This window comes from Bifidobacterium miconisargentati (assembly GCF_019331675.1).
Lineage (GTDB): Bacteria > Actinomycetota > Actinomycetes > Actinomycetales > Bifidobacteriaceae > Bifidobacterium > Bifidobacterium miconisargentati.
On the sequence record NZ_JAHBBJ010000002.1, the window covers coordinates 148,575 to 169,163 of the forward strand.

Here is a 20,589-nt window from a genome sequence, read left to right on the forward strand (position 1 = left end):
GAGGGCAACCAAGCGGGATACCCGTGGCGCTCCCTTCAGTCTCGCGGTGCTCGACAGCTCTCCTCTCTGAGGGGAGCCGAAGTCGTGTTCGCGGTATCGCTATCCGCTGGACCACCCGCGACACGCCGATTGTTGTATCTGCAACTGTTGTATGCGGCACCCATTATCATTTTTCGTTGCATATACAACAGTTGCAGGTGCGACGTATATGTCAAAACAGTCGGGCAATCGAATGGGGGAGCGATATGGATCATCATGCCCTCAGCGTCGAAATGCGCTCACTGAGCAAGGCCGTGGATCGGTATCTGGGCGAAAGCATGCCGGAGTCGGCCCGTATGGCCACCGGTGGCAACGCCCATATCATCATCTTCCTGGCGCGCAACCGTGACCGCGATGTCTACCAGCACACCATCGAGCAGAAGTTCTGCATCACACGTTCCACCGCGTCGCGCGTATTGACGCTTATGGAGAAAAAGGGGCTGATCGTGCGTGAGCCGGTCGCCCATGATGCCAGGCTCAAGCGCATCGTGCTCACCGACAAGGCGGACGCCATCGTGGCCGATCTCAAGGCGAACGGCGAACGTGTCGAAAAGATGCTGCTCAAGGGACTCACCGCCGAGGAGCAGGCGGCCATGCGTGATTACGTCAGACGCATGCGGGCGAACATCGACGCCGCACAACGGGAATACGAACAAGACATGAAGGAGGAGAGCAAATGAGCGATAAGACCGACAGCGTCGGCGAGAACAACATCGTCGCCACCGAAACGGCGATCGAACAGTCGCGCAAGGCCGCCGGACCGGACCGGCCGAAGCACGTCATCCGCACGCTGGGCAAGTCCATGCGCGAGTACACCAAGGAAAGCTGGCTGGCCCCGCTGTTCGTGACCATCGAAAGCATCCTGGAAATCGTGATCCCCACGGTCATGGCCGCGCTCATCGACCAGGGCATCACCGACGGCAGCATGCCGGCCATCGTCAAGTTCGGCCTGATCCTGCTGGCCTGTTCGCTGATTTCGCTGGCCTGCGGCTTCCTGGCCGGAAAGTTCGCCGCCATCGCTGCCGCCGGCTTCGCGAAGAACCTGCGTCACGACCAGTTCGAGAAGGTGCAGGGTTTCAGCTTCACCAACATCGACCGCTTCTCCACCGGCTCGATCATCACGCGACTGACCACCGACGTGACCAACCTGCAGAACGCCTACGCCATGATGATCCGCATGGGCGTGCGCGCCCCGATCATGGTCGTGGTGGCCTGGATCTTCTCCTTCCGCATCAGCCCGTCCATCTCGATGGTGTTCCTGGCCTGCATCCCGATTCTGGGTCTGGGCCTGTGCGGCCTGGCGGTGCTGGTGCACCCGGTGTTCGAGCGCGTGTTCCACACGTACGACGCGCTCAACAACGTGGTGGACGAGAACCTGCAGGGCATCCGCGTGGTGAAGTCCTACAACCGCGAATCCTTCGAGATCTCCAAGTTCGACCGCATCTCCAAGCGCATCTTCAAGGACTTCACGCTCGCCGAACGCATCATGAGCTTCAATAGCCCGATCATGATGTTCTGCATCTACGGCTCCATGATCCTCATCTCCTGGATGGGCGCCCAGCAGATCGTCGCCTCCGGCAACAACGCCGCGATGGGCCTGACCACCGGCGACCTGACCGCACTGGTCACCTACGCCATGCAGATCCTCATGTCCATGATGATGCTCTCGATGATCTTCGTCATGTTCATCATCTCCCAGGCTTCCGCCGAGCGAATCTGCCAGGTGCTGCAGGAGCAGAGCACCGTGACGGACCCGGCCAACCCGGTCGACTACGTGGCGGACGGCTCCATCGAATTCGACCACGTCACCTTCCGCTACTCGGACAACTCCGAGAAGCCGGTGCTTGACGACATCGACCTCAAGATCGCCTCCGGCATGACCGTGGGCATCGTGGGCGGCACCGGTTCCGCCAAGTCCTCGCTGGTCCAGCTGGTCCCGCGCCTGTACGACGTCTCCGCCGGAACGCTCAAGGTCGGCGGCCGCGACGTGCGCGACTACGATTTGGAGGTCCTGCGCGACCAGGTGGCCATGGTGCTCCAGAAGAACGTGCTGTTCTCCGGCACCATCGCCGAGAACCTGCGCTGGGGCAACCCGGAGGCCACGGACGAGGAGATCCGCCACGCCTGCCAGCTCGCGCAGGCCGACGGCTTCATCCAGGAGTTCCCGGACAAGTACGACACGTACATCGAACAGGGCGGCACCAACGTCTCCGGCGGCCAGCGCCAGCGCCTGTGCATCGCCCGCGCGCTGCTCAAGAAGCCGAAGATCCTGATCCTGGACGACTCCACCTCCGCCGTGGACACCAAGACCGACCAGCTGATCCGCGCCGCGTTCCACCACGAGATCCCGGACACCACCAAGATCATCATCGCCCAGCGCGTGGCCTCGGTACAGGAATCGGACATGATCCTCGTGATGGACGAGGGCCGCATCATGGCCCGCGGCACGCATGAGGAGCTGCTCGCCACCTGCGACGAATACCGGTCCATCTACGAATCCCAGACCAAGAACACCGCCGCCGGCCAGGCCGAGCTCGAACAGGCCGCGGCACGCGAGGCCGCAGCCGTGCGCGGCGCCGAACAGGAAGGAGAGGCACGATGAGCGAGAAGCAGAACTTCAAGGACCGCAAGCCCGCCATGGGCAAGCCGGCTCCCGGCACCACCAAGCGCATCTTCGGCTACATCCTGCAATACAAGTGGCGCGTGACCGCCATCGTGGTCTGCATCCTCGTGGGCGCCGCCGCGCAGGCCGGCTCCGCGCTGTTCCTCCAGTCCCTCATCGACACGTACATCCTGCCGATGGTGGGTGCCAAGAACCCCGACTGGGGCCCGCTGCTGCGTGCGATCACGCTCATGGGATGCCTGTACCTGGCCGGCATCGTGGCGAGCTGGCTGTGGCAGTGGCTCATCGTCACCGTCGAGCAGGGCACGCTCAAGAAGATCCGCGACGACATGTTCGCCCACCAGCAGCACCTGCCGATCCGCTACTTCGACACCAACGAGCACGGCGACATCATGAGCCGCTACACCAACGACACCGATACGCTGCGCCAGGCCATCAGCCAGTCGTTCCCGCAGATGTTCGCCTCGCTGATCTCCGCGATCGCGGCCGTCATCTCCATGCTGTGGCTCTCCGTGCCGATCACCGTGTTCGTGCTGCTGTTCACCGTGCTGCTGTTCTTCATCGTGCGCAAGGTGGTCTCCCGTGCGGGTCGCTACTTCGTCAAGCAGCAGCAGTGGCTGGGTGACGTGAACGCCTTCGTGGAGGAGTCCGTGAACGGCCAGAAGGTCATCAAGGTCTTCAACCACGAGGACGCCACGCAGGACACCTTCGATAAGAAGAACCAGGAGCTGTTCGAGGCCTCCGCTGAAGCGAACACCTGGGGCAACGTCACCATGCCGATCGTGGGCAACATGGGCTACATGCTCTACATCCTGCTCGCCATCGTGGGCGGTGCCATGGCGCTCGCCGGCGTGGGCAACTTCGGCCTGTCCGGCTTCGGCTCGCTCACCCTCGGCACGCTGATCTCGCTGCTGACCCTCTCCCGTTCGTTCATTAACCCGCTCGGCCAGGTCTCCATGCAGCTCAACATGGTGATGATGGCGCTCGCCGGCGCCTCCCGCATCTTCGCGCTGATGGACGAGCCCGTGGAACAGGACGGCGGCACCGTGACGCTGGTGAATGTCGAGCTCGGCGAGGACGGCCATACCATGACCGAAGTGGACCACGAGACCGGCCACTGGGCATGGAAGCGCGAAGCCGGCGACGACGGCACCCGTTCCCTCAAGGCCGCCGAAAAGCTGCGCGGCTCCGCCCGCGAGGTGGCCATCAAGGCCAAGGAGCAGGCGATCACCTCGCCGGACGGCCGGTACACGCTGCTCAGGGGCGACGTGCGTTTCACCAACGTGACCTTCGGTTACAACCCGGACAAGCCGGTCCTGCACGACATCACCTGGTTCGCCAAGCCCGGCCAGAAGGTGGCGCTGGTCGGCGCGACCGGTGCCGGCAAGACCACGGTGACCAACCTCATCAACCGCTTCTACGACATCCAGGAAGGCCAGATCCTCTACGACGGCATCTCCGTGGCCGGCATCAGGAAGCCTGATCTGCGCCGCTCGCTGGGCATCGTGCTGCAGGACGTGAACCTGTTCACCGGCACCGTGATGGACAACATCCGCTACGGCCGCCTGAACGCCACGGACGAGGAGTGCATCGAGGCCGCCAAGCTGGTGAACGCGGACAGCTTCATCCGCATGCTGTCCAACGGCTACCAGACTGTGCTCGAGGGAGACGGCTCCGGCCTGTCCCAGGGCCAGCGCCAGCTCATCTCGATCGCCCGTGCCGCCGTGGCCGACCCGCCCGCGTTGATTCTCGACGAGGCCACGTCCTCCATCGACACCCGTACCGAGGAAGTGGTGCAGGCCGGCATGGACGCGCTGATGAAGGGCCGCACGGTCTTCGTGATCGCCCACCGCCTGTCCACCGTACGCAATTCCGATGTGATCATGGTCCTCGACCACGGCAACATCATCGAGCGCGGCTCCCACGACGAGCTCATCGCCCAGAAGGGCGAGTACTACCAGCTCTACACCGGCGCGGTGGAACTGGAGTAGCAGCGGTTCGGACGCCGTTTTCCGGCTCCCCTCCCTGAGGGGAGCTGTCAGCGAAGCTGACTGAGGGGAGCTGTGGCGAAACCTATGTATTTGCACATACAAAACGGGTTCCAACGATTCATTTCCGTTGGAACCCGTTTTGTGTTGCGTTTTATCCTCGCGCCGCTACTTCTCCGCCACGATGGCGACGTAGCCGCCCTTGGTGTAGCCCTCGGAGGGCTCCTCGACGCCGCGGTTGGTGTACACCGGGTTGGCCACGAGCGTCTGAGCGTACTGCAGGTTCTTCAGGCCGAGCTGGTCGGTCAGGATGCCGATCTTCTCCTCGGTGGTGTGCCAGTACGCGGACTTCGCGAGCTCGATGGGGTAGGGGAGCTCGGGCATCGTGCCTTCGAGCTCGTGGCTGGAATAGCCGTCCTGCACGGAGGCGAGCAGGTACATGAGACCGTAGGCGCTCTCCTTCGGCACGTCGATGAGAACGAGCTTGCCGCCGCTCTTCAGCGCGTCAAGGCAGTTGCGATACGCGACGGTCAGGTCGGGGATATAGCTGGAGCTGCCGTTGAAGTAGATCACGTCGTACGTGTCCGCGGGCAGATCGGCGGTTTCGGCGGTGCCGATCTGCACTTCCATGCCGCGCTTGCGGGCGATGGCGGCCATGTCCTCGGACGGTTCCACGCCCTCGGTGACGGTCAGACCGTACTCGTCCTTCAGCGCCTTCTCGAACAGACCGCTGCCGCAGCCGACGGACAGAATCCTGGCATCGGCGCCGTCTCCGGCGACACCGGCCAGGTCAAGGGAGAGCTTGAGCAGCTTGAGCTCGCTGAGGAACACGTTCTCGTTGGCGATGAACCAGCTGTCGTAGTCCGCTGCGTATCCGTCGAATTTGGCCTTGGTCATGGCGATTCCTTTACTCCGTGCGCTTCATGAGCGCGTCATGAAACACTTCGTGGGCTGTGCCGCGCGCATTCGTCGTGCGCGGCACAGCTCGTTATCGTTATTGCGGCCAGAGCATCGAAGGCGCCGGATCACCGCTTCGTAACCTTGGACCTTCGCGGAACAACACGTTGCTTCCCTACGCGAGCATTGCCTCACAGGTTCAAAGGGTCCCAAACGGTCTCAGCGAAATCGCTCCCCTAGCCACATCCCAGTCTAGCCATGCCGGGCGCGATTGGGAAGGTTCCGGCTCCGGCCCCGAGTGTCGCAGGGCCGTCACCGCCACCTCGGAGATGCCACCCCGGAGCTGCCATCAGGGAACACCCTTACGGGGTGCGCCGCCTGAACGTCCGCACTAGACTTGCTGGAAAACGTGCGAGAAGGAAACATCGCCGCGACCCATCCGCGGTCCATTCCGCGGCATGATTCATGTGGCATGATTCCGCCGATCGCACCGACCGTCCGCCAACGGCGACGAACGAGAGAGAAGAAGGTGCGTGTGCCCCGACCCATCATCGAAGTGAGAAACCTGCGCAAGGAGTACCCCGTCGAGGACGAGACGGTGGTGGCGCTCGACCGCGTGAACCTCGCCATACCCCAGGGCCAGATCTGCTGCATCTTCGGCGAATCCGGCTCCGGCAAATCCACCCTGCTCAACCAGCTCGCCGGCATGGAGAAGCCCACGCGCGGCGGCGTGCACATCGGGGGAGTGCCGGTCAGCAAGCTCAGCGAACGCGAACTCGCCGCCTTCCGACAGAAGCATCTCGGATTCGTGTTCCAGTCGTACAACCTCCTGCCGAACCTCACGGCCGTGGAGAACGTGGCCATGCCGCTCATGTTCCGCGGCGTGCCCAAGGACCAGCGCGAGCGCGCGGCCCGTGGCGTCCTGAAGCGCGTGGGGCTCGGCCATCGTCTCGGCCACTATCCCCGGCAGATGTCCGGCGGCCAGCAGCAGCGCGTCGGCATCGCACGCGCGTTCGTGACCAAGCCGGAGGTGGTGTTCGCCGACGAGCCCACCGGCAACCTCGACTCCAAAACCAAGGCCGAGGTCATGGACATGATCTGCGCGTTCGCCCGTGACTTCAACCAGACCATCGTGCTGGTCACGCATGATCCGCAGATGGCCTCCTACGCCGACCGCATCGTCACGCTGCTCGACGGCAAGATCGTCGACGACCGGCTCAACCAGCCCGCATCATCCGCACAACCCATCATTCCGTCCACCCCAGCAGTTCAAGGAGCTGACCGATGAAGCACATCACCAACCGCACCCTCGCCGTCATCGTGGCGCTGTTCGCCACACTCGCACTGGCGCTCACCGTCATCTCCCTGCCGCACCCCGCCTACGCCGTGGACGAGGGCGGCGACTCCTCCCAGGGCGCGGACACCGCCCCCGTGGCCGGCCCGGTGCCGAACATCATCGTCACCAACTTCACGTACGGCGGCGAATCCGTGCCAGCCGGCTCCGATTTCAACCTGGACTTCACCTTCCAGAACATGGGACAGGTGGCCGTCTCGAACATGGTGATCACCGTGGACGGCGGTGAAAGCTTCGCCATCGCGGGCGGCACGAACACGTTCTACGTGGACTCGCTGTGGGCTGGATACGCCATGACCCAATCCGTGCCCATGCAGGCTCTGGCCTCCGCCAAGTCCGGCGCGCAACCCGTCACCGTGAGTTTCAAATACGAGTACGTGGACGCTGGCTCGCGCTCCTCGAACCAGTCCGACATCAAGATCTCCGTGCCCATCAGCCAGCCCGACCGCTTCGAGATCAACGACCCGGTGCTGCCGGACCAGGCCTTCGCCGGCGAGGAGACCACGCTCACCATGGAGTACGTGAACAAGGGCAAGGGCGACATCTCGAACGTCGAGGCCACCATGGAGGGCGAGGGCTTCGACGCCACCATGAAGACCCAGTACGTGGGCAACGTGGCTTCCGGCGCCACCGGTTCCATCGGCTACGCCTTCACGCCGCAGGCCTCCGGCGAACTGGACGCCAAGCTCAAGATCACCTACGAGGATTCGGACGGCCAGACCAAGACCAAGGAGTTCCCGGTCAAGCTCACCGTCAGCGATCCGATGCCCGTGGCCGCCGGCGGTGCGGTCGATCCGGACATGAGCGTGGACACCAACCAAGGCGTGCCGTGGTGGGCGTGGGTCGTGGCCGTGGTGGTCGTGGCCGGCGTGATCGTGCTGATTGTGGTGATCGTGCGCCGCAAGCGCAGGAAGAAGGCCAAGGACGACATCGATGAGGAATGGGACGACTGGGCCGGTTCCGGCGACGGTGATTCCACTGGCGGAGCCCGTCAGGTCAAGTCCGATGGCGACGGGGCCGTCAATGGTGCTGGTGCGTCCGGCATCGGTGCGTTTGGTGCGGGGACAGGCACGTCCGGCACCGGTGACACCGCCGCCACCCAGGTCATCGCTCCCGCCGTATCCCCCGCAAGCTCCGCCAGCGACGCCGACGCCGCGAACGGTACCGCCCAGGCCAAGCCGGGCAAGTCCCGCTTCCCCGGCCCGTTCCACAAGGCCTGACGAAAGGCCCTGCCATGCGATTCGGCGATATTCTGCGACTATGCCGCCAGAACCTCTGGCGGCGCAAATCCCGCACCATCCTGACCGTGCTCGGCGTGATCGTGGGCTGCTGCTCCATCGTGCTCATGGTTTCCCTGGCCCAGGGAATCAACGAGCGCAACGAGCAGACGCTCAAGCAGATGGGCGACCTGTCCATCGTGACCGTGTACATGAACGGCGGCGGCACGGTGAACACCGGCTCGGGCACCGAAACCATCAAACTGGACGACAAGGCGATCGAGTCCTTCCGCCAGATCGAAGGCGTCTCCGGCGTGACCCCGATGATGAACTTCCCGTACAACGCCACGCTCAAGGCCGGTGCCGGCGGCAGGTACGTCGCCGACTACGTGCAGATCATGGGCATCGACATGGACCAGTTCGAGCGTATGGGCTACAAGCTCAAGGACGGTGCCATGCCCTCCAAGGATGGGCAGGTGCTGATCGGCGAATGGACCGCCTACGACTTCATGGACATGCTCAAAGGCGGCGACATGCGCTACGCCAATCGCGGCGACGGCGGCTATTCCTGCACCTACAACGAGGCCACCGGCGAATGCGAGGAGCCCGAGGACCAGGAGCCGTTCTTCGACCCGATGAAGACGCAGATCACGCTCGTGACCGGCGCCGATTACCAGGGCGACCCGTCCACCATGCAGATGTACGGCAACATGGGCGGCACCGGCACGCAATCCGAGACGGTGAGCCTCGACCTGAACGTCTCCGGCATCGTCAAGGCGGATGGCAACAAGGGGTACGCCACCTCCAGCGGACTGGTCATGAGCGTCGACGATCTCAAGGCGCTGATCGCCAAGGTGAACCCGTCGGCCGCCAAGCAGGGCACCACCTACGATCAGGTGCTGGTCAAGGCCGCCGATCTGACCTCCGTGCCCGAAGTGGAGTCGCAGCTCAAATCCATGGGCTACGAGACCTACTCCTACGAGGACATGCGCAAGTCCATGGAGGAGCAGACCCGCAGCATCCAGATCATCCTGGGCGGCATCGGCGCGGTGTCCCTGCTGGTGGCGGCCATCGGCATCGCCAACACGATGGTCATGTCCGTGACCGAACGCACGCGCGAGATCGGCATCATGAAGGCGCTCGGCTGCTATGTGCGCGACATCCGCGTGATGTTCCTGACGGAGGCCGGCGCGATCGGCTTCTTCGGCGGGCTCATCGGCTGCGTGCTGAGCGGGCTGATATCGCTGGGCATCAACCTGATAGGCATGACGTACTTCGCGTCGATGTACGGCGTCAGCACAGGCGACGCCGAATCGCTCTCGTTCGGGGAACGATTCTGGCAGGCGCTGGTCGGCGGCGAGGATGTGACGCGCTTCTCGGTGATCCCCTGGTGGCTGTTCCTCTTCGCCATCCTGTTCTCCACGCTGATCGGCCTGCTCTTCGGCTTCGGCCCCGCCAACAAGGCCGTGAAGATCCCCGCCCTGGACGCCATCAAGAACAGCGAGTGACGGCGCTGATGATGGCTGGTACGGTCAGACCGTAGCGTTCGTTGAGCTCGGCCAGTGGGATGCGGTCGGTGAACTCCTTGGCGGCGCCGACGTTCAGCACGTGCGGGTTGCGTCCGGTGTGCTCGGCATGACCGGTGCCGTCGCCGCCTGCGATGCAGTGATTTGCGTAATACGCGGTCACCTTCTCGCCCCAGCCGCCTTCCAGCTGGCCGTCCTCCAATGTGACGACGAGCTCGTGGCGCTCGCGCAACGACTCCAGTGTGGCGGTGTCCAGCGTGCTGCACTGTCTCGGGTCGATGACCGTCGCATCGATATTGTGATGCTCGGCCAATTCGACGGCCGTGCGCTCGGCCAGCGGGTACGTGTTGCCCAATCCGATCAGCGCCACGCGGGCCCCCGCATGCGTGATGCGCCACGACAGCATATCCGTATCCAAACGGCCTTCGGCAGCCCCGCATACGTTGGCAGCGCCGCGCCCGCCAGTCAACGGCAGCAACGAGGCATCGCGCTCCGCCGCCAGAATCGGCTCGCCCGGCACGCGGATCACCACCGGGCCGTCCGGCGCGCCCGCGGCCCCGGCCGGCATCGTGGCCCACGCAAGTCCGGCCAGGAAATCGGCCTGCGAGGTCGGCGTCAGCATCGTCACGCCGGGGATGTTGGCGAACATCGCCACGTCGTACGCGCCGGAATGGGTGTTGTCCGAACCGGACAGGCCGCCCAGGAAATCCAGCACGGTCACGCGCGAGCGGTTCAGGCTCATCTCCTGGAAGAACTGGTCGTAGGCGCGCTGGAAGAATGAGGCCGTGGTGGCCACCACGGGCGTGCCGCCGGCCCGAGCGATGCCCGCCGCGAACGTCACCGCGTGCGATTCGGTGATGCCCGTATCCACGTAATGCGCGCCCGCGCGTTCACGGAACTCATGGGTGATGCCGTTTGAGCCCGGTGTGGCGGGGGAGATGACCACCAGTCCCGGCTCGGTGACGAAACGCGGCTCGAGCGCGGCCATCGCCAGCTTGCCATAATGCTTGCGCGGGTCGTCCGGGCGTCCGAGCGAGGAATCCGGGTTCTGCCAATGCGAAGCTTCGCACTGGCCCTCGTGCGGCTCGTGGTCGGACAGGTTGCAATGGTCCGAATGCCACGGTTCGGCGTGCGCGATGTTATCGGTGGGTTTGACGCCGGTGTCGCTTCCGGGGTTTACGGCTCTGGCGCTTTCGCCCGCGGCGTCACGGGCGGCGTTCTCGGCAGTCACCGTCGTATCGGCGGACGGTTCGCCCGCATATCCTGCACCCTTCAACGTATGGATATGCACCACCACCGGGTGATCGGTGTCCTTCACCTCGTCGAACGCGGCGATGAGCGCATCCACGTCGTTGCCGTGCTCCACATACCGGTAGTCGAACCCGAACGCCTCGAACAGGTTCGGCTGGGCCGTGCCGCCAGAGGCACGCAGGCGGGCGAGCGGACCGTACATGCCGCCGAAATCGCCGGCGATGGACATCTCGTTGTCATTGACGATGACGATGATGTTGCCGCCCTGCTCCGCCGCGTTGTTCAGCCCCTCGAACGCCACGCCGGAACTCAGCGAACCGTCGCCGATGATGGCGATCACATTGCCGATGCCGCTGTCCGGGCCCTCCATGTCGCGGGTTTTCGCCAGTCCGCACGCCAGCGAGATGGACGTGCCGGTGTGACCGAGCACGAACTGGTCATGCTCGCTTTCGTCCGGGTTCGTGAAACCGGTCACCTCACCGAAACGACCGGCGTCCAGATATGCGGCGGCACGGCCGGTGAGCATCTTGTGCACGTAGCTTTGATGGGAGACGTCGAACACGATGCGGTCGCGCGGCGAATCGAACACCCTGTGCAGGGCCACCGTGGCCTCCACCATGCCCAGATTGGAGCCGATATGGCCGCCATGGCGATGACCGTAATCCAGCAGCGTGCGGCGGATCTCGCGGCACAGTTCATGCAGCTGGTCGCGGGACAGGGCCTTGACATCGGCTGGGTTGGTGATGCTCCGGAGCAGGGGAGCGGAATCGTCGTGCTGTGTGTTCACCGTGCCATCACCCATATCGTTCATCCCTGCGAATCCCCTTCCAATACCGGTAACCTCAAAGGTCTTCTTATACCAAGATTGACCTGAGTCGTACGGGACTACCCCTCAGTCGGCTGAGCCGACAGCTCCCCTGCCAAGGGGAGCCAAGAAAAAGAGGCATGTCATCCTATTTCGAAGCCTTATCCAAATGAGCCATGCTACCGTCCGATGACGGACCCGCGGCGATCTGCACGGCAATGCGTCCAACATCTCCGTAAATCATGTGCGGCACCCTGTTTTCCGGGCCTCGGTGTGGGAGAATGATGGCGGTATTTGCCGTAGCACACCAGCAAAGGAGCTCGCCATGAAGGCCGTATACGCATCCACCGTCAACCCAGCCGAACCGCTTACAGCACTGGAGGTGGGGGAGCGGCCGGAACCGCAGCCCCGTCCATACTGGTCCACCGTCTCGGTCAAGGCCGCGACCGTGAACCATCATGACCTCTGGTCGCTGCAGGGCGTGGGCCTCGCCGCCGAGCAGACGCCGATGATCCTCGGCACCGACGCCGCCGGCATCCTGGACGAGGACATCCCCGGCAAGCACGGCCTCAAGGCCGGCAGCGAAGTGGTGCTGTACACCTTCGTCGGCACGGACGGCGCGGGCGTGGCCCCCGGCGAACGCCGCACGATCCTTTCGGAGAAGTATCCCGGCACGCTGGCCGAGAAGACCGCCGTGCCCTCCGCCAACGTGTTCGCCAAGCCCGCGAACCTCACCATGGCGGAGGCCGCCGCGCTCGGCACCAGCTGGCTGACCGCCTATTCCATGCTGTTCAACGCGGCGAACGTCAAGCCAGGGGACACCGTGCTCATCCAGGGCGCCGGCGGCGGCGTATCCACCGCAGCCATCCAGTTGGCCCACGCGGCCGGCCTTGAGGTGTTCGTCACCTCGCGCAGCGAGGCCAAGCGGGCCAAGGCGCTGGAACTTGGTGCGGACGCCGCTTTCGAGGCCGGCGCACGATTGCCGCGCAAGGTGGATGCGGTCATCGAATCCGTGGGCTCCGCCACATGGAGCCATTCGGTCAAATCCGTGCGTCCCGGCGGCACCATCGCCATCTGCGGTGCCACCACCGGCGACCAGCCCGGTGCCGAACTGACGCGCATCTTCTTCCAGGACATCCGCGTGCAGGGCAACACGATGGGTTCGCGCGAGGACTTCGCCCGCCTGCTGCGGCTCGTGGAGCATGCCGACCTCCATCCCGCCATCGATTCGGTATACACGGGCCTTGACGCCGCGCCCGAAGCCTTCGCCAGGATGGTCGGCGGCGACATGTTCGGCAAGATCGTGCTGGAGGTCTGACCCTGCAGGCGAATCGGCACAGGGGAGTACAGTGAAATCATCATTCTCAATAACTAGGGAGTAAATGATAATGGCAAATGAATCCAAGCCCGAAGTCGCGGTGGTCATGGGATCCTCCAGCGACTGGGAGACCATGAAGCGCGCCTGCGACATCCTCGACCAGTTCGGCGTCGCCTACCACAAGCAGGTCATCTCCGCGCACCGCACCCCGGAACTCATGGCCGACTTCGCGCACAACGCCCGCAAGAACGGTCTCAAGGTCATCATCGCCGGTGCCGGCGGCGCCGCCCACCTGCCCGGCATGATCGCCGCCCAGACCACGCTACCCGTGATCGGTGTGCCGGTGCGCTCGCATGCCCTGTCCGGCTGGGATTCGCTGCTGTCCATCGTGCAGATGCCCGGCGGCATCCCCGTGGCCACCACGGCCGTGGGCAACTCCGGTGCCACCAACGCCGGCCTGCTCGCCGTGCAGATGCTCTCCGCATTCGACGAGTCCCTGGCCCAAAAGCTCGAGGACTACCGCAACTCCCTGAAGGAAAAGGTGGCTGAATCCAATGCCCAGCTTGTCTGAGGAAACCCACGGCGCCGTCTCCATGCTGCAGCCGGGTGCCACGATCGGCATCATCGGCGGCGGTCAGCTCGGCCGCATGATGGCCCTGTCCGCCAAGTACATGGGCTTCCGCATCGGCGTGCTCGACCCGACCCCGGACTGCCCCACCGCGCAGGTGGCCGACTTCCAGGTGGTGGGCGAGTACGACGACAAGACCGCCATCCATGATCTGGCCGAGAAGTCCGACGTGCTCACCTACGAATTCGAGAACGTGGACGCCGAATCCATCGACGAGGTGCGTCATCTTGTGGCCGCCCCGCAGGGCACCGACCTGTTGCGCGTGACCCAGGACCGCATCAACGAGAAGACCTTCATCAACCAGCACGGCATCGAAACCGCTCCCTGGCGCGAGGTCAACGACTTCGACGAGCTCGAGGCCGCCATCGACGAGCTGCATTACCCGTGCGTGCTCAAGACCCGTTCCGGCGGCTACGACGGCCACGGCCAGCATGTGCTGAAGAACGATTCCGATCTGGAGAAGATCCGCGCCCGCGGCGACCGCGGCGGCGGCTTCCCGCCCTCGATCCTCGAAGGCTTCGTGGACTTCGCGTTCGAGGCGTCCATCCTGGTCTCCGGCAACGGCAAGGACTACGTGACCTTCCCGATCGTGCGTAACGACCATCGCAACAACATCCTGCACATGACCATCGCCCCGGCCGAAGTGAGCCCGGCGATCGCCAATACCGCGCACGAGATGGCGCTGGCGCTGGCCAAGGGCTTCGAACTGGCCGGCACGCTCGCCATCGAGCTGTTCGTGACCAAGGACGGCCGTGTCATCGTCAACGAGCTCGCCCCGCGTCCGCACAACTCCGGCCACTACACCATCGAGGCGTGCTCCATCGACCAGTTCGACGCGCACATCCGCGGCATCGCCGGCTGGCCGCTCATCCAGCCGAAGCTCCTGAGCCCGGCCGTGATGGTCAACGTGCTCGGCCAGCATGTGTCTCCCACGCGCGCGCAGATCGCCGAACACCCGGAATGGAACGTGCACGATTACGGCAAGGCCCAGGTGCGCCACAACCGCAAGATGGGCCATATCACCGTGCTCACGGACGACACCGCCCGCACGGTGGCTGAGCTTGAGGCGACCGGCTGCTGGGATGATCTGAAGCCCTACGCCCGCCCGTTCGTGCAGCCGTCCGAGCCCGCCGTGCCGTCCGCTCAGGAGGCGTAAGCGCCGGCATGGCTGAACATATCGAACGTCAGACCAAGCAGAAAGACGCCATCCATGCGGCGCTCGCGGACTGCGACGAGTTCATCTCCGCGCAGGACCTGCACCGCCGCATGCAGGACGAGGGCTCCAAAATCGGCCTGGCCACCGTCTACCGTCAGCTGAACGCGCTGGCGGACGCCGGTGCCGCCGACACTATCCGTCTGGACGGCCAGCAGCTGTTCCGCCTGTGCGGGGACGACGGCCACCATCATCACCTGGTGTGCCGCAACTGCGGCAAGACCGTGGAGATCGATCCGCCGAGCGAAACCTGGCTGCGCAAGGTGGCCGAGGGACACGGCTTCACCGTGGAATCCCACACGCTGGAGGTGTTCGGCTTATGCGCCGACTGCCGCAAGGCCGAGGAGGATGGCAAAGCCGAGCCAGACGCACGTTGAGTCGACGATTCTTCTGCCCATATGCGAAAGGCGGTGGATGCCTGCTTTAACAGCAGACACCCACCGCCTTCGTTATGTGCCAAAGCTGGCGTCATTCTTTGGCTTCCCTCTCCGAGGGGAGCTGTCGAACGGTGAGACTGAGGGGAGTTGCGGTGATATCCATGTGCTCCCTTCAGTCGGCTTCGCCGCCAGCTCCCCTCAGAGAGGGGAGCCCCACAAAACAGACTCACTCCGCGGCGATGGCGGCCTTGAGCTCGTCCACCTTGTCGGTGCGCTCCCACGGGAACTCGACGTCCGTGCGGCCGAAGTGGCCGTATGCGGCGGTCTTCAGGTAGATCGGGCGCTTCAGGTCGAGTTCGTCGATGATGGCGGCCGGGCGCAGGTCGAACACCTTGCGCACCGCGGCGGCGATCTGGCCGCGCGTCACGCCGTCACGTTCGGTGCCGAAGGTCTCCACGTTGATGGACACCGGGTCGGCCACGCCGATGGCGTACGCCACCTGTACCTCGGCCTTGTGCGCCAGGCCGGCGGCCACGATGTTCTTGGCCACCCAGCGCGTGGCGTATGCGGCGGAACGATCCACCTTGCTCGGATCCTTGCCGGAGAACGCGCCGCCGCCGTGATGGGCGGCGCCGCCGTAGGTGTCCACGATGATCTTGCGGCCGGTCAGGCCCGCGTCGGCGGCCGGGCCGCCCAGCACGAACGAGCCGGTCGGGTTCACCAGCTGGCGATAGCCCTCGTACGGCACCTTGTCGCCCAGCACATCCTTGAGCACCGGGTCGATGACGTGCTCCTTGAGCTGGGCCTCAAGCCACTCGTGCGTGGCCTCGGGGTCATGCTGGGTGGAGATGAGCACCGTGTCGAGGCGCACGGGGCGGTCATTGTCGTCGTATTCGATGGTCACCTGGGTCTTGCCGTCCGGACGCAGATGCGGCACCTCGCCGGACTTGCGCACTTCGGTCAGACGGAAGGCGAGACGATGCGCCAGATAGATCGGCAGCGGCATGAGCACGGGGGTTTCATCGGTGGCGTAGCCGAACATCACGCCCTGATCGCCGGCGCCCTGCGCCTCGTAACGCTGTTCGCGGCTGGCGGCGGACTCCTCGGCGGCGTTGAGGCGGCTCACGCCCTGATTGATTTCGGCGCTCTGGCCGGTGATGGCCACGATCACACCGCAGGAATCGGCGTCCAGGCCGACTTCGGAGGAGGTGTAGCCGATGTTGTGCAGGGTCTCGCGGACCTTGGCCTGCACGTCGCAGTACCCCTTGGACGTGACTTCGCCGAAGACCAGGAACACGCCCGTGGCGGCGGAGGTCTCCACGGCGACATGGCTCGTGGGATCCTGCGCCAGCAGGTCGTCGAGAATGGCATCGGAGATTTGATCGCAGACCTTGTCAGGATGGCCTTCGGTAACGGATTCGGCGGAAATAAGCCGCTTTTCTTCGGTCATATCATCCCTTTCCCCAGGACTTATCGCCCCGCGCCGGACGCGAGGCACAATGATACGTTCGTTGTTGATGTTGAATTATCGGCGGACGGTGCGCATCTGATACATGCCGGATGCATATTGCCCGTCGTGGCGAAGCGGGCATGCAAAAGGGCTCGTGCCAACCAGCGCGGTGGCACGAGCCCTAGCGTGTTTGCTTCTGATGACGAGTTATAGCCGTTATCGGCCAAGGTGGCAAGTGTGTCGCCCAAATTCACCGTTCCGGTGAAAACCCTGCCTCCGGTCCGCAGTCCCGACTATCAGAGCCTCAGACGTGACGGACGAGGTCAGTTGCCCTCGTTGGTGTCGTCCTCGCCCAGGGTCTCCTCAAGCAGACCCTCGTCGATCTCACGGAAGGCGATGGACAGCGGCTTCTCGTTGTTCTGGTATTCCACCAGCGGGCCGACGTTCTGCAGCAGGCCCTCGTTGAGCTGGGTGAAGTAGGAGTTGATCTGACGGGCGCGCTTGGCCGCGAAGATGGCCAGCGCGTACTTGGAATCGGCGTGCTGCATGAGGTCGTCGATCGGCGGGTTCGCAAGACCGGTGGGGTGCGGGTCGGTGCCAAAAGCCATGATGCTTATCTCCAGACTTGGAAAAATCTATCTCAAACGAAGCCAGTGTAGCCGTTCGGGCAGACTTCCCCGGAATATCGTCCTTTTTACGTACGTTACGGCTTTTCCAGGTGTTTTCCCGTACCCCGGAAAAGTTACGTTTTTGAAAATTCCATTATGTGAGTCTTGACAAAACCCGTGTCCCGCGTAAGGGCTTGAATGGAGTCATGACTGAAATGCGATCTGCAAAACTCATGTCCGGCCGCGTCTTCGCAGGCGCGCGCGCCCTGTACCGTGCCGCTGGCGTCAGCGGTGACGACATGGGCAAGAAGCCCATCATCGCCATCGCCAACTCCTTCGACGAGTTCCTCCCCGGCCACGTCCACCTGAACAAGGTGGGCCGCATCGTCTCCGAGGCCATCAAGGAAGCGGGCGGCATCCCGCGCGAGTTCAACACGATGGCCGTGGACGACGGCATCGCCATGGGCCACACCGGCATGCTCTACTCCCTGCCTTCCCGCGATATCATCGCCGATACCGTGGAATACCAGTGCAACGCGCACTGCGCCGACGCCCTGATCTGCATCCCGAACTGCGACAAGGTGGTTCCGGGCATGCTCATGGCCGCCCTCCGCCTCAACATCCCGACCGTGTTCGTCTCCGGCGGTCCGATGGAAGCCGGCACCACCGTGCTGGCCGACGGCACCGTCAAGAAGAACACCGACCTCATCTCCGTGATGTACGCCTCCGCCGACGACAACGTCTCCGAGGAGGATCTGCTCAACTACGAGAAGACCGTGTGCCCCACCTGCGGTTCCTGCGCCGGCATGTTCACCGCCAACTCGATGAACTGCCTGACCGAGGCCATCGGCCTGGCCCTGCCGGGCAACGGCACCATCCTGGCCTCCCACTCCTACCGCAAGGACCTGTTCAAGCGCGCCGCGCAGCAGGTGGTCAAGATCGCCAACCAGTACTACCGCGATGACGACGATTCCGTGCTGCCGCGCTCCATCGCCACCAAGGAAGCCTTCGAGAATGCCATGACCATGGACGTGGCCATGGGCGGTTCCACCAACACCGTGCTGCACATCCTGGCCATGGCCCAGTCCGCCGACGTGGACTTCACCCTGGACGACATCGAGCGCATCTCCCACACCGTGCCCTGCATCTGCAAGGCCTCGCCGTCCGGCAAGTGGGAGATCTCCGACGTGCATCGCGCCGGTGGCATCACCGGCATCCTCGGCGAGCTCGACCGTGCCGGCAAGCTGCACCGCAACGTGCACTCCATCGATTACCCGACGCTTGAGGACAAGCTCAACGACTGGGACATCATGCGCCCCACCTGCACCGAGGAAGCCAAGCAGATGTACAAGGCCGCACCGGGCCACATCATCTCCCCGGAGCCGTGGACACACACCACGCTGTTCGACACGCTCGACACCGACCGCGTCAACGGCGCCATCCATGACATCGACCACCCGGAGATCCACGAGGGCGGCCTCGCCGTACTGCGCGGCAACCTGGCCCCCGACGGCTGCGTGGTCAAGACCGCCGGCGTGCCGCAGGAGATCTGGAAGTTCCGTGGCCCGGCCCTGGTGGTCGAGTCCCAGGAAGAGGCCATCAAGGTCATCCTGGACGATACGCTCAAGCCCGGCATGGCCCTGGTGATCCGTTACGAGGGCCCGAAGGGCGGCCCGGGCATGCAGGAGATGCTGTACCCGACCTCCTTCGTCAAGGGCAAGGGTATCGGCAAGCAGGTGGCCATGCTCACCGACGGCCGCTACTCCGGCGGTTCCTCCGGTCTGGCCATCGGCCACATCGCGCCTGAGGCCGCCAACAAGGGCCCGATCGCGCTCATCAAGAACGGCGACATCATCAACATCGATATCGAGAACCGTTCGGTGAACGTCGAGCTGACCGACGAGCAGCTGGCCGAGCGCCGCGCCGAGCTCGAGGCCGGTGACGGCTACGTGGCTCACCGCGACCGCAAGGTGTCCCAGGCCCTCAAGGCCTACGCCGCCTTCGCCCGCTCCGCCGACAAGGGCGCCACGCGAGATCCCGAGCTTATTAATAAGCTCTCCGGCCTCGCCTGATAGACATTTGGTGATATGAAAGAAGTCCTCCACGGAATACCGTGGAGGACTTCTTTCATATCACTGGCTCCTTCTCTGAGAGGAGCCGTCAACGAAGTTGACTGAGGGAAGTGCTGCGAGTGGGGTAAGGGATTCTCTCAGTCCCCTACGGTGACAACTTCCCTCAGGAAGGAAGCCAAAATGCTTGGCTTCAGCGCACGTAGGCGTCGGCCGCAAGCCGTGCGCCGCGGGTCCAATCGGCGGCACGCATGGCTTTCTTGCCTTGCGCCTTGACTTGGGTAAGCTCCAGTGCGCCGGTGCCGGTGCCGACCCAGACGTTCTTCTTGCCAGCCTTGATTTCACCGGGTTGCAAGTCGGTGGGAGTGTTCGGATGGGTGACATCAGCCGGCTGTGCGGCGAGCACGTGCAGTGTGATGGGCTTGGCCGACTTATCGGCATCTGCCTCGGAAGACACCGTTGCGTTGGCTTCATCTGTGTTATCCGTGTTCGATGGCAGGCCCTCGGCATACAGTTCGGTCCACGCGCCGGGATGCGGGGTGCAGGCGCGAATCTGACGGTCGATGGCCTCGGCCGAATTCGTCCAATCGATGCGCGCATCCTCAACGGTGATCTTGTGCGCGTATTCCAGACCTTCTTCCGGCTGCGGCGTAAACGTTGCGGTGCCCTCGCCCACGGAGGCCAGTGCATCCACATACATGGGAGCGCCTTCCTCGGCCAAACGGTCGAGCAGTTCGCCGGAAGTCTCGCGGCCGGTGAGTTCCACCGTCATCGAGGCCACGATCGGGCCGTCATCCAGACCTTCGCCCACCTTGAACACATCAGCGCCGGTGGTGGCGTCTCCTGCCCAGATGGCACGTTGCGCGGGAGCCGCGCCACGCCACTTCGGCAGGTTGGAGAAGTGCAGGTTGTACCAGCCCATCGGCACCGCATCAAGCACGTTCTTCGGCAGGATATTGCCATAGGCGATGACCGCGGCGATATCCGCGTTGAGGTCGTCCAGTGCCTCAAGGAACTCGGGGGAGCGGGGCTTCGAGTCGATGACCGGCAGCCCGAGCTCCGTCGCCGCGGCCTTGACCGGGCTCGGCATGAGCCTGCGTCCGCGGCCCGTGGGCGCGTCCGGCCGCGTGATCACACCGACCACCTCGAAACGAGGGTCTGCGGCGAAGGCCTTGAGCGAAGGCACGGCCACATCGGGCGTGCCGGCGAACACCAGTCTGAGCATG

The 20,589-nt window shown here is 64.2% G+C and carries 16 protein-coding genes and 1 riboswitch; of the genes, 11 read left to right on the forward strand and 5 right to left on the reverse strand.

Going from position 1 to position 20,589, the window contains the following annotated elements:
- Positions 1-245 precede the first annotated feature (245 nt).
- The 3 genes from KIH81_RS01835 to KIH81_RS01845 are packed head-to-tail and all read left to right on the forward strand — an operon-like array spanning position 246 to position 4,653.
- Entirely contained in the window at positions 246-719 is a 474-nt protein-coding gene (locus KIH81_RS01835) for a MarR family winged helix-turn-helix transcriptional regulator (RefSeq protein ID WP_109056580.1), read from the forward strand.
- Positions 716-2,641, forward strand: a complete 1,926-nt coding sequence (locus KIH81_RS01840; protein WP_214303812.1) for an ABC transporter ATP-binding protein — start codon at positions 716-718, stop codon at positions 2,639-2,641. The genes KIH81_RS01835 and KIH81_RS01840 overlap by 4 nt, the downstream gene beginning before the upstream one ends.
- Positions 2,638-4,653, forward strand: a complete 2,016-nt coding sequence (locus KIH81_RS01845) for an ABC transporter ATP-binding protein (protein ID WP_214303813.1) — start codon at positions 2,638-2,640, stop codon at positions 4,651-4,653. Before KIH81_RS01840 ends, KIH81_RS01845 begins: the two co-directional genes overlap by 4 nt.
- A 165-nt stretch (positions 4,654-4,818) precedes the next feature.
- Here the strand turns inward: KIH81_RS01845 and KIH81_RS01850 are convergent, their stop codons facing one another.
- Positions 4,819-5,547, reverse strand: coding sequence for a class I SAM-dependent methyltransferase (locus KIH81_RS01850; RefSeq protein ID WP_214303814.1), 729 nt, complete (start codon positions 5,545-5,547; stop codon positions 4,819-4,821).
- A gap of 535 nt (positions 5,548-6,082) precedes the next feature.
- On the opposite strand from KIH81_RS01850, the gene KIH81_RS01855 reads away from it, so the two are divergent.
- The 3 genes from KIH81_RS01855 to KIH81_RS01865 are packed head-to-tail and all read left to right on the forward strand — an operon-like array spanning position 6,083 to position 9,626.
- Positions 6,083-6,835: an ABC transporter ATP-binding protein gene (locus tag KIH81_RS01855; protein WP_214303815.1), complete on the forward strand. Its 753-nt coding sequence runs from the start codon at positions 6,083-6,085 to the stop codon at positions 6,833-6,835.
- Positions 6,832-8,121, forward strand: a complete 1,290-nt coding sequence (locus tag KIH81_RS01860; protein WP_236029131.1) for a COG1361 S-layer family protein — start codon at positions 6,832-6,834, stop codon at positions 8,119-8,121. Before KIH81_RS01855 ends, KIH81_RS01860 begins: the two co-directional genes overlap by 4 nt.
- Positions 8,122-8,135: 14 nt before the next feature.
- A complete protein-coding gene (locus KIH81_RS01865; RefSeq protein ID WP_214303816.1) occupies positions 8,136-9,626 on the forward strand; it encodes an ABC transporter permease in 1,491 nt (496 codons plus the stop codon).
- Here the strand turns inward: KIH81_RS01865 and KIH81_RS01870 are convergent.
- Entirely contained in the window at positions 9,610-11,706 is a 2,097-nt protein-coding gene (locus tag KIH81_RS01870) for a 1-deoxy-D-xylulose-5-phosphate synthase (RefSeq protein ID WP_214303817.1), read from the reverse strand. The genes KIH81_RS01865 and KIH81_RS01870 overlap by 17 nt on opposite strands.
- Positions 11,707-12,025: 319 nt before the next feature.
- On the opposite strand from KIH81_RS01870, the gene KIH81_RS01875 reads away from it, so the two are divergent.
- The 4 genes from KIH81_RS01875 (at position 12,026) to KIH81_RS01890 (ending at position 15,236) form a co-directional block, all read left to right on the forward strand.
- The gene (locus KIH81_RS01875; RefSeq protein WP_214303818.1) at positions 12,026-13,018 is read left to right on the forward strand and encodes a zinc-binding dehydrogenase; all 993 of its coding nucleotides are present in this window, start codon (positions 12,026-12,028) and stop codon (positions 13,016-13,018) included.
- A gap of 70 nt (positions 13,019-13,088) precedes the next feature.
- The gene (gene purE, locus KIH81_RS01880; protein ID WP_214303819.1) at positions 13,089-13,589 is read left to right on the forward strand and encodes a 5-(carboxyamino)imidazole ribonucleotide mutase; all 501 of its coding nucleotides are present in this window, start codon (positions 13,089-13,091) and stop codon (positions 13,587-13,589) included.
- Positions 13,573-14,802, forward strand: coding sequence for a 5-(carboxyamino)imidazole ribonucleotide synthase (gene purK, locus KIH81_RS01885; protein WP_214303820.1), 1,230 nt, complete (start codon positions 13,573-13,575; stop codon positions 14,800-14,802). The genes purE and purK overlap by 17 nt, the downstream gene beginning before the upstream one ends.
- Before the next feature lie 8 nt (positions 14,803-14,810).
- Positions 14,811-15,236 carry a Fur family transcriptional regulator gene (locus KIH81_RS01890; RefSeq protein ID WP_214303821.1) on the forward strand — a complete coding sequence of 142 codons (426 nt, stop codon included), beginning with the start codon at positions 14,811-14,813 and terminating at the stop codon, positions 15,234-15,236.
- A gap of 226 nt (positions 15,237-15,462) precedes the next feature.
- On the opposite strand, the gene metK is transcribed toward KIH81_RS01890, so the two are convergent.
- Together metK and rpoZ are read right to left on the reverse strand one after the other, a co-directional pair.
- Positions 15,463-16,686 (reverse strand): methionine adenosyltransferase, encoded by a 1,224-nt coding sequence (gene metK, locus KIH81_RS01895; RefSeq protein ID WP_214303822.1) that lies wholly within the window; start codon positions 16,684-16,686, stop codon positions 15,463-15,465.
- Positions 16,682-16,743, reverse strand: a riboswitch (SAM riboswitch). Its footprint overlaps the gene before it by 5 nt.
- 266 nt (positions 16,744-17,009) lie before the next feature.
- Positions 17,010-17,294 (reverse strand): DNA-directed RNA polymerase subunit omega, encoded by a 285-nt coding sequence (gene rpoZ / locus KIH81_RS01900; protein ID WP_094667091.1) that lies wholly within the window; start codon positions 17,292-17,294, stop codon positions 17,010-17,012.
- A 206-nt stretch (positions 17,295-17,500) separates the two neighbouring features.
- Here rpoZ and ilvD point away from each other — a divergent pair, with 206 nt between their 5' ends.
- Positions 17,501-19,366, forward strand: coding sequence for a dihydroxy-acid dehydratase (gene ilvD, locus KIH81_RS01905; protein ID WP_214303823.1), 1,866 nt, complete (start codon positions 17,501-17,503; stop codon positions 19,364-19,366).
- Positions 19,367-19,556: 190 nt separating this feature from the next.
- On the opposite strand, the gene fmt is transcribed toward ilvD, so the two are convergent.
- Positions 19,557-20,588, reverse strand: a complete 1,032-nt coding sequence (gene fmt / locus KIH81_RS01910) for a methionyl-tRNA formyltransferase (RefSeq protein ID WP_214303824.1) — start codon at positions 20,586-20,588, stop codon at positions 19,557-19,559.
- Position 20,589: the final 1 nt, after the last annotated feature.

Bases quoted from the DNA above. Each gene is read 5' to 3' on its own strand.
- metK (WP_214303822.1), bottom strand. From the start codon at position 16,686: ATGACCGAAGAAAAGCGGCTTATTTCCGCCGAATCCGTTACCGAAGGC.
- ilvD (WP_214303823.1), top strand. From the start codon at position 17,501: ATGACTGAAATGCGATCTGCAAAACTCATGTCCGGCCGCGTCTTCGCA.
- KIH81_RS01835 (WP_109056580.1), top strand. From the start codon at position 246: ATGGATCATCATGCCCTCAGCGTCGAAATGCGCTCACTGAGCAAGGCC.
- KIH81_RS01845 (WP_214303813.1), top strand. From the start codon at position 2,638: ATGAGCGAGAAGCAGAACTTCAAGGACCGCAAGCCCGCCATGGGCAAG.
- rpoZ (WP_094667091.1), bottom strand. From the start codon at position 17,294: ATGGCTTTTGGCACCGACCCGCACCCCACCGGTCTTGCGAACCCGCCG.
- KIH81_RS01850 (WP_214303814.1), bottom strand. From the start codon at position 5,547: ATGACCAAGGCCAAATTCGACGGATACGCAGCGGACTACGACAGCTGG.
- purK (WP_214303820.1), top strand. From the start codon at position 13,573: ATGCCCAGCTTGTCTGAGGAAACCCACGGCGCCGTCTCCATGCTGCAG.
- KIH81_RS01870 (WP_214303817.1), bottom strand. From the start codon at position 11,706: ATGAACGATATGGGTGATGGCACGGTGAACACACAGCACGACGATTCC.
- KIH81_RS01875 (WP_214303818.1), top strand. From the start codon at position 12,026: ATGAAGGCCGTATACGCATCCACCGTCAACCCAGCCGAACCGCTTACA.
- KIH81_RS01860 (WP_236029131.1), top strand. From the start codon at position 6,832: ATGAAGCACATCACCAACCGCACCCTCGCCGTCATCGTGGCGCTGTTC.
- KIH81_RS01865 (WP_214303816.1), top strand. From the start codon at position 8,136: ATGCGATTCGGCGATATTCTGCGACTATGCCGCCAGAACCTCTGGCGG.
- purE (WP_214303819.1), top strand. From the start codon at position 13,089: ATGGCAAATGAATCCAAGCCCGAAGTCGCGGTGGTCATGGGATCCTCC.
- KIH81_RS01890 (WP_214303821.1), top strand. From the start codon at position 14,811: ATGGCTGAACATATCGAACGTCAGACCAAGCAGAAAGACGCCATCCAT.
- fmt (WP_214303824.1), bottom strand. From the start codon at position 20,588: ATGCTCAGACTGGTGTTCGCCGGCACGCCCGATGTGGCCGTGCCTTCG.
- KIH81_RS01840 (WP_214303812.1), top strand. From the start codon at position 716: ATGAGCGATAAGACCGACAGCGTCGGCGAGAACAACATCGTCGCCACC.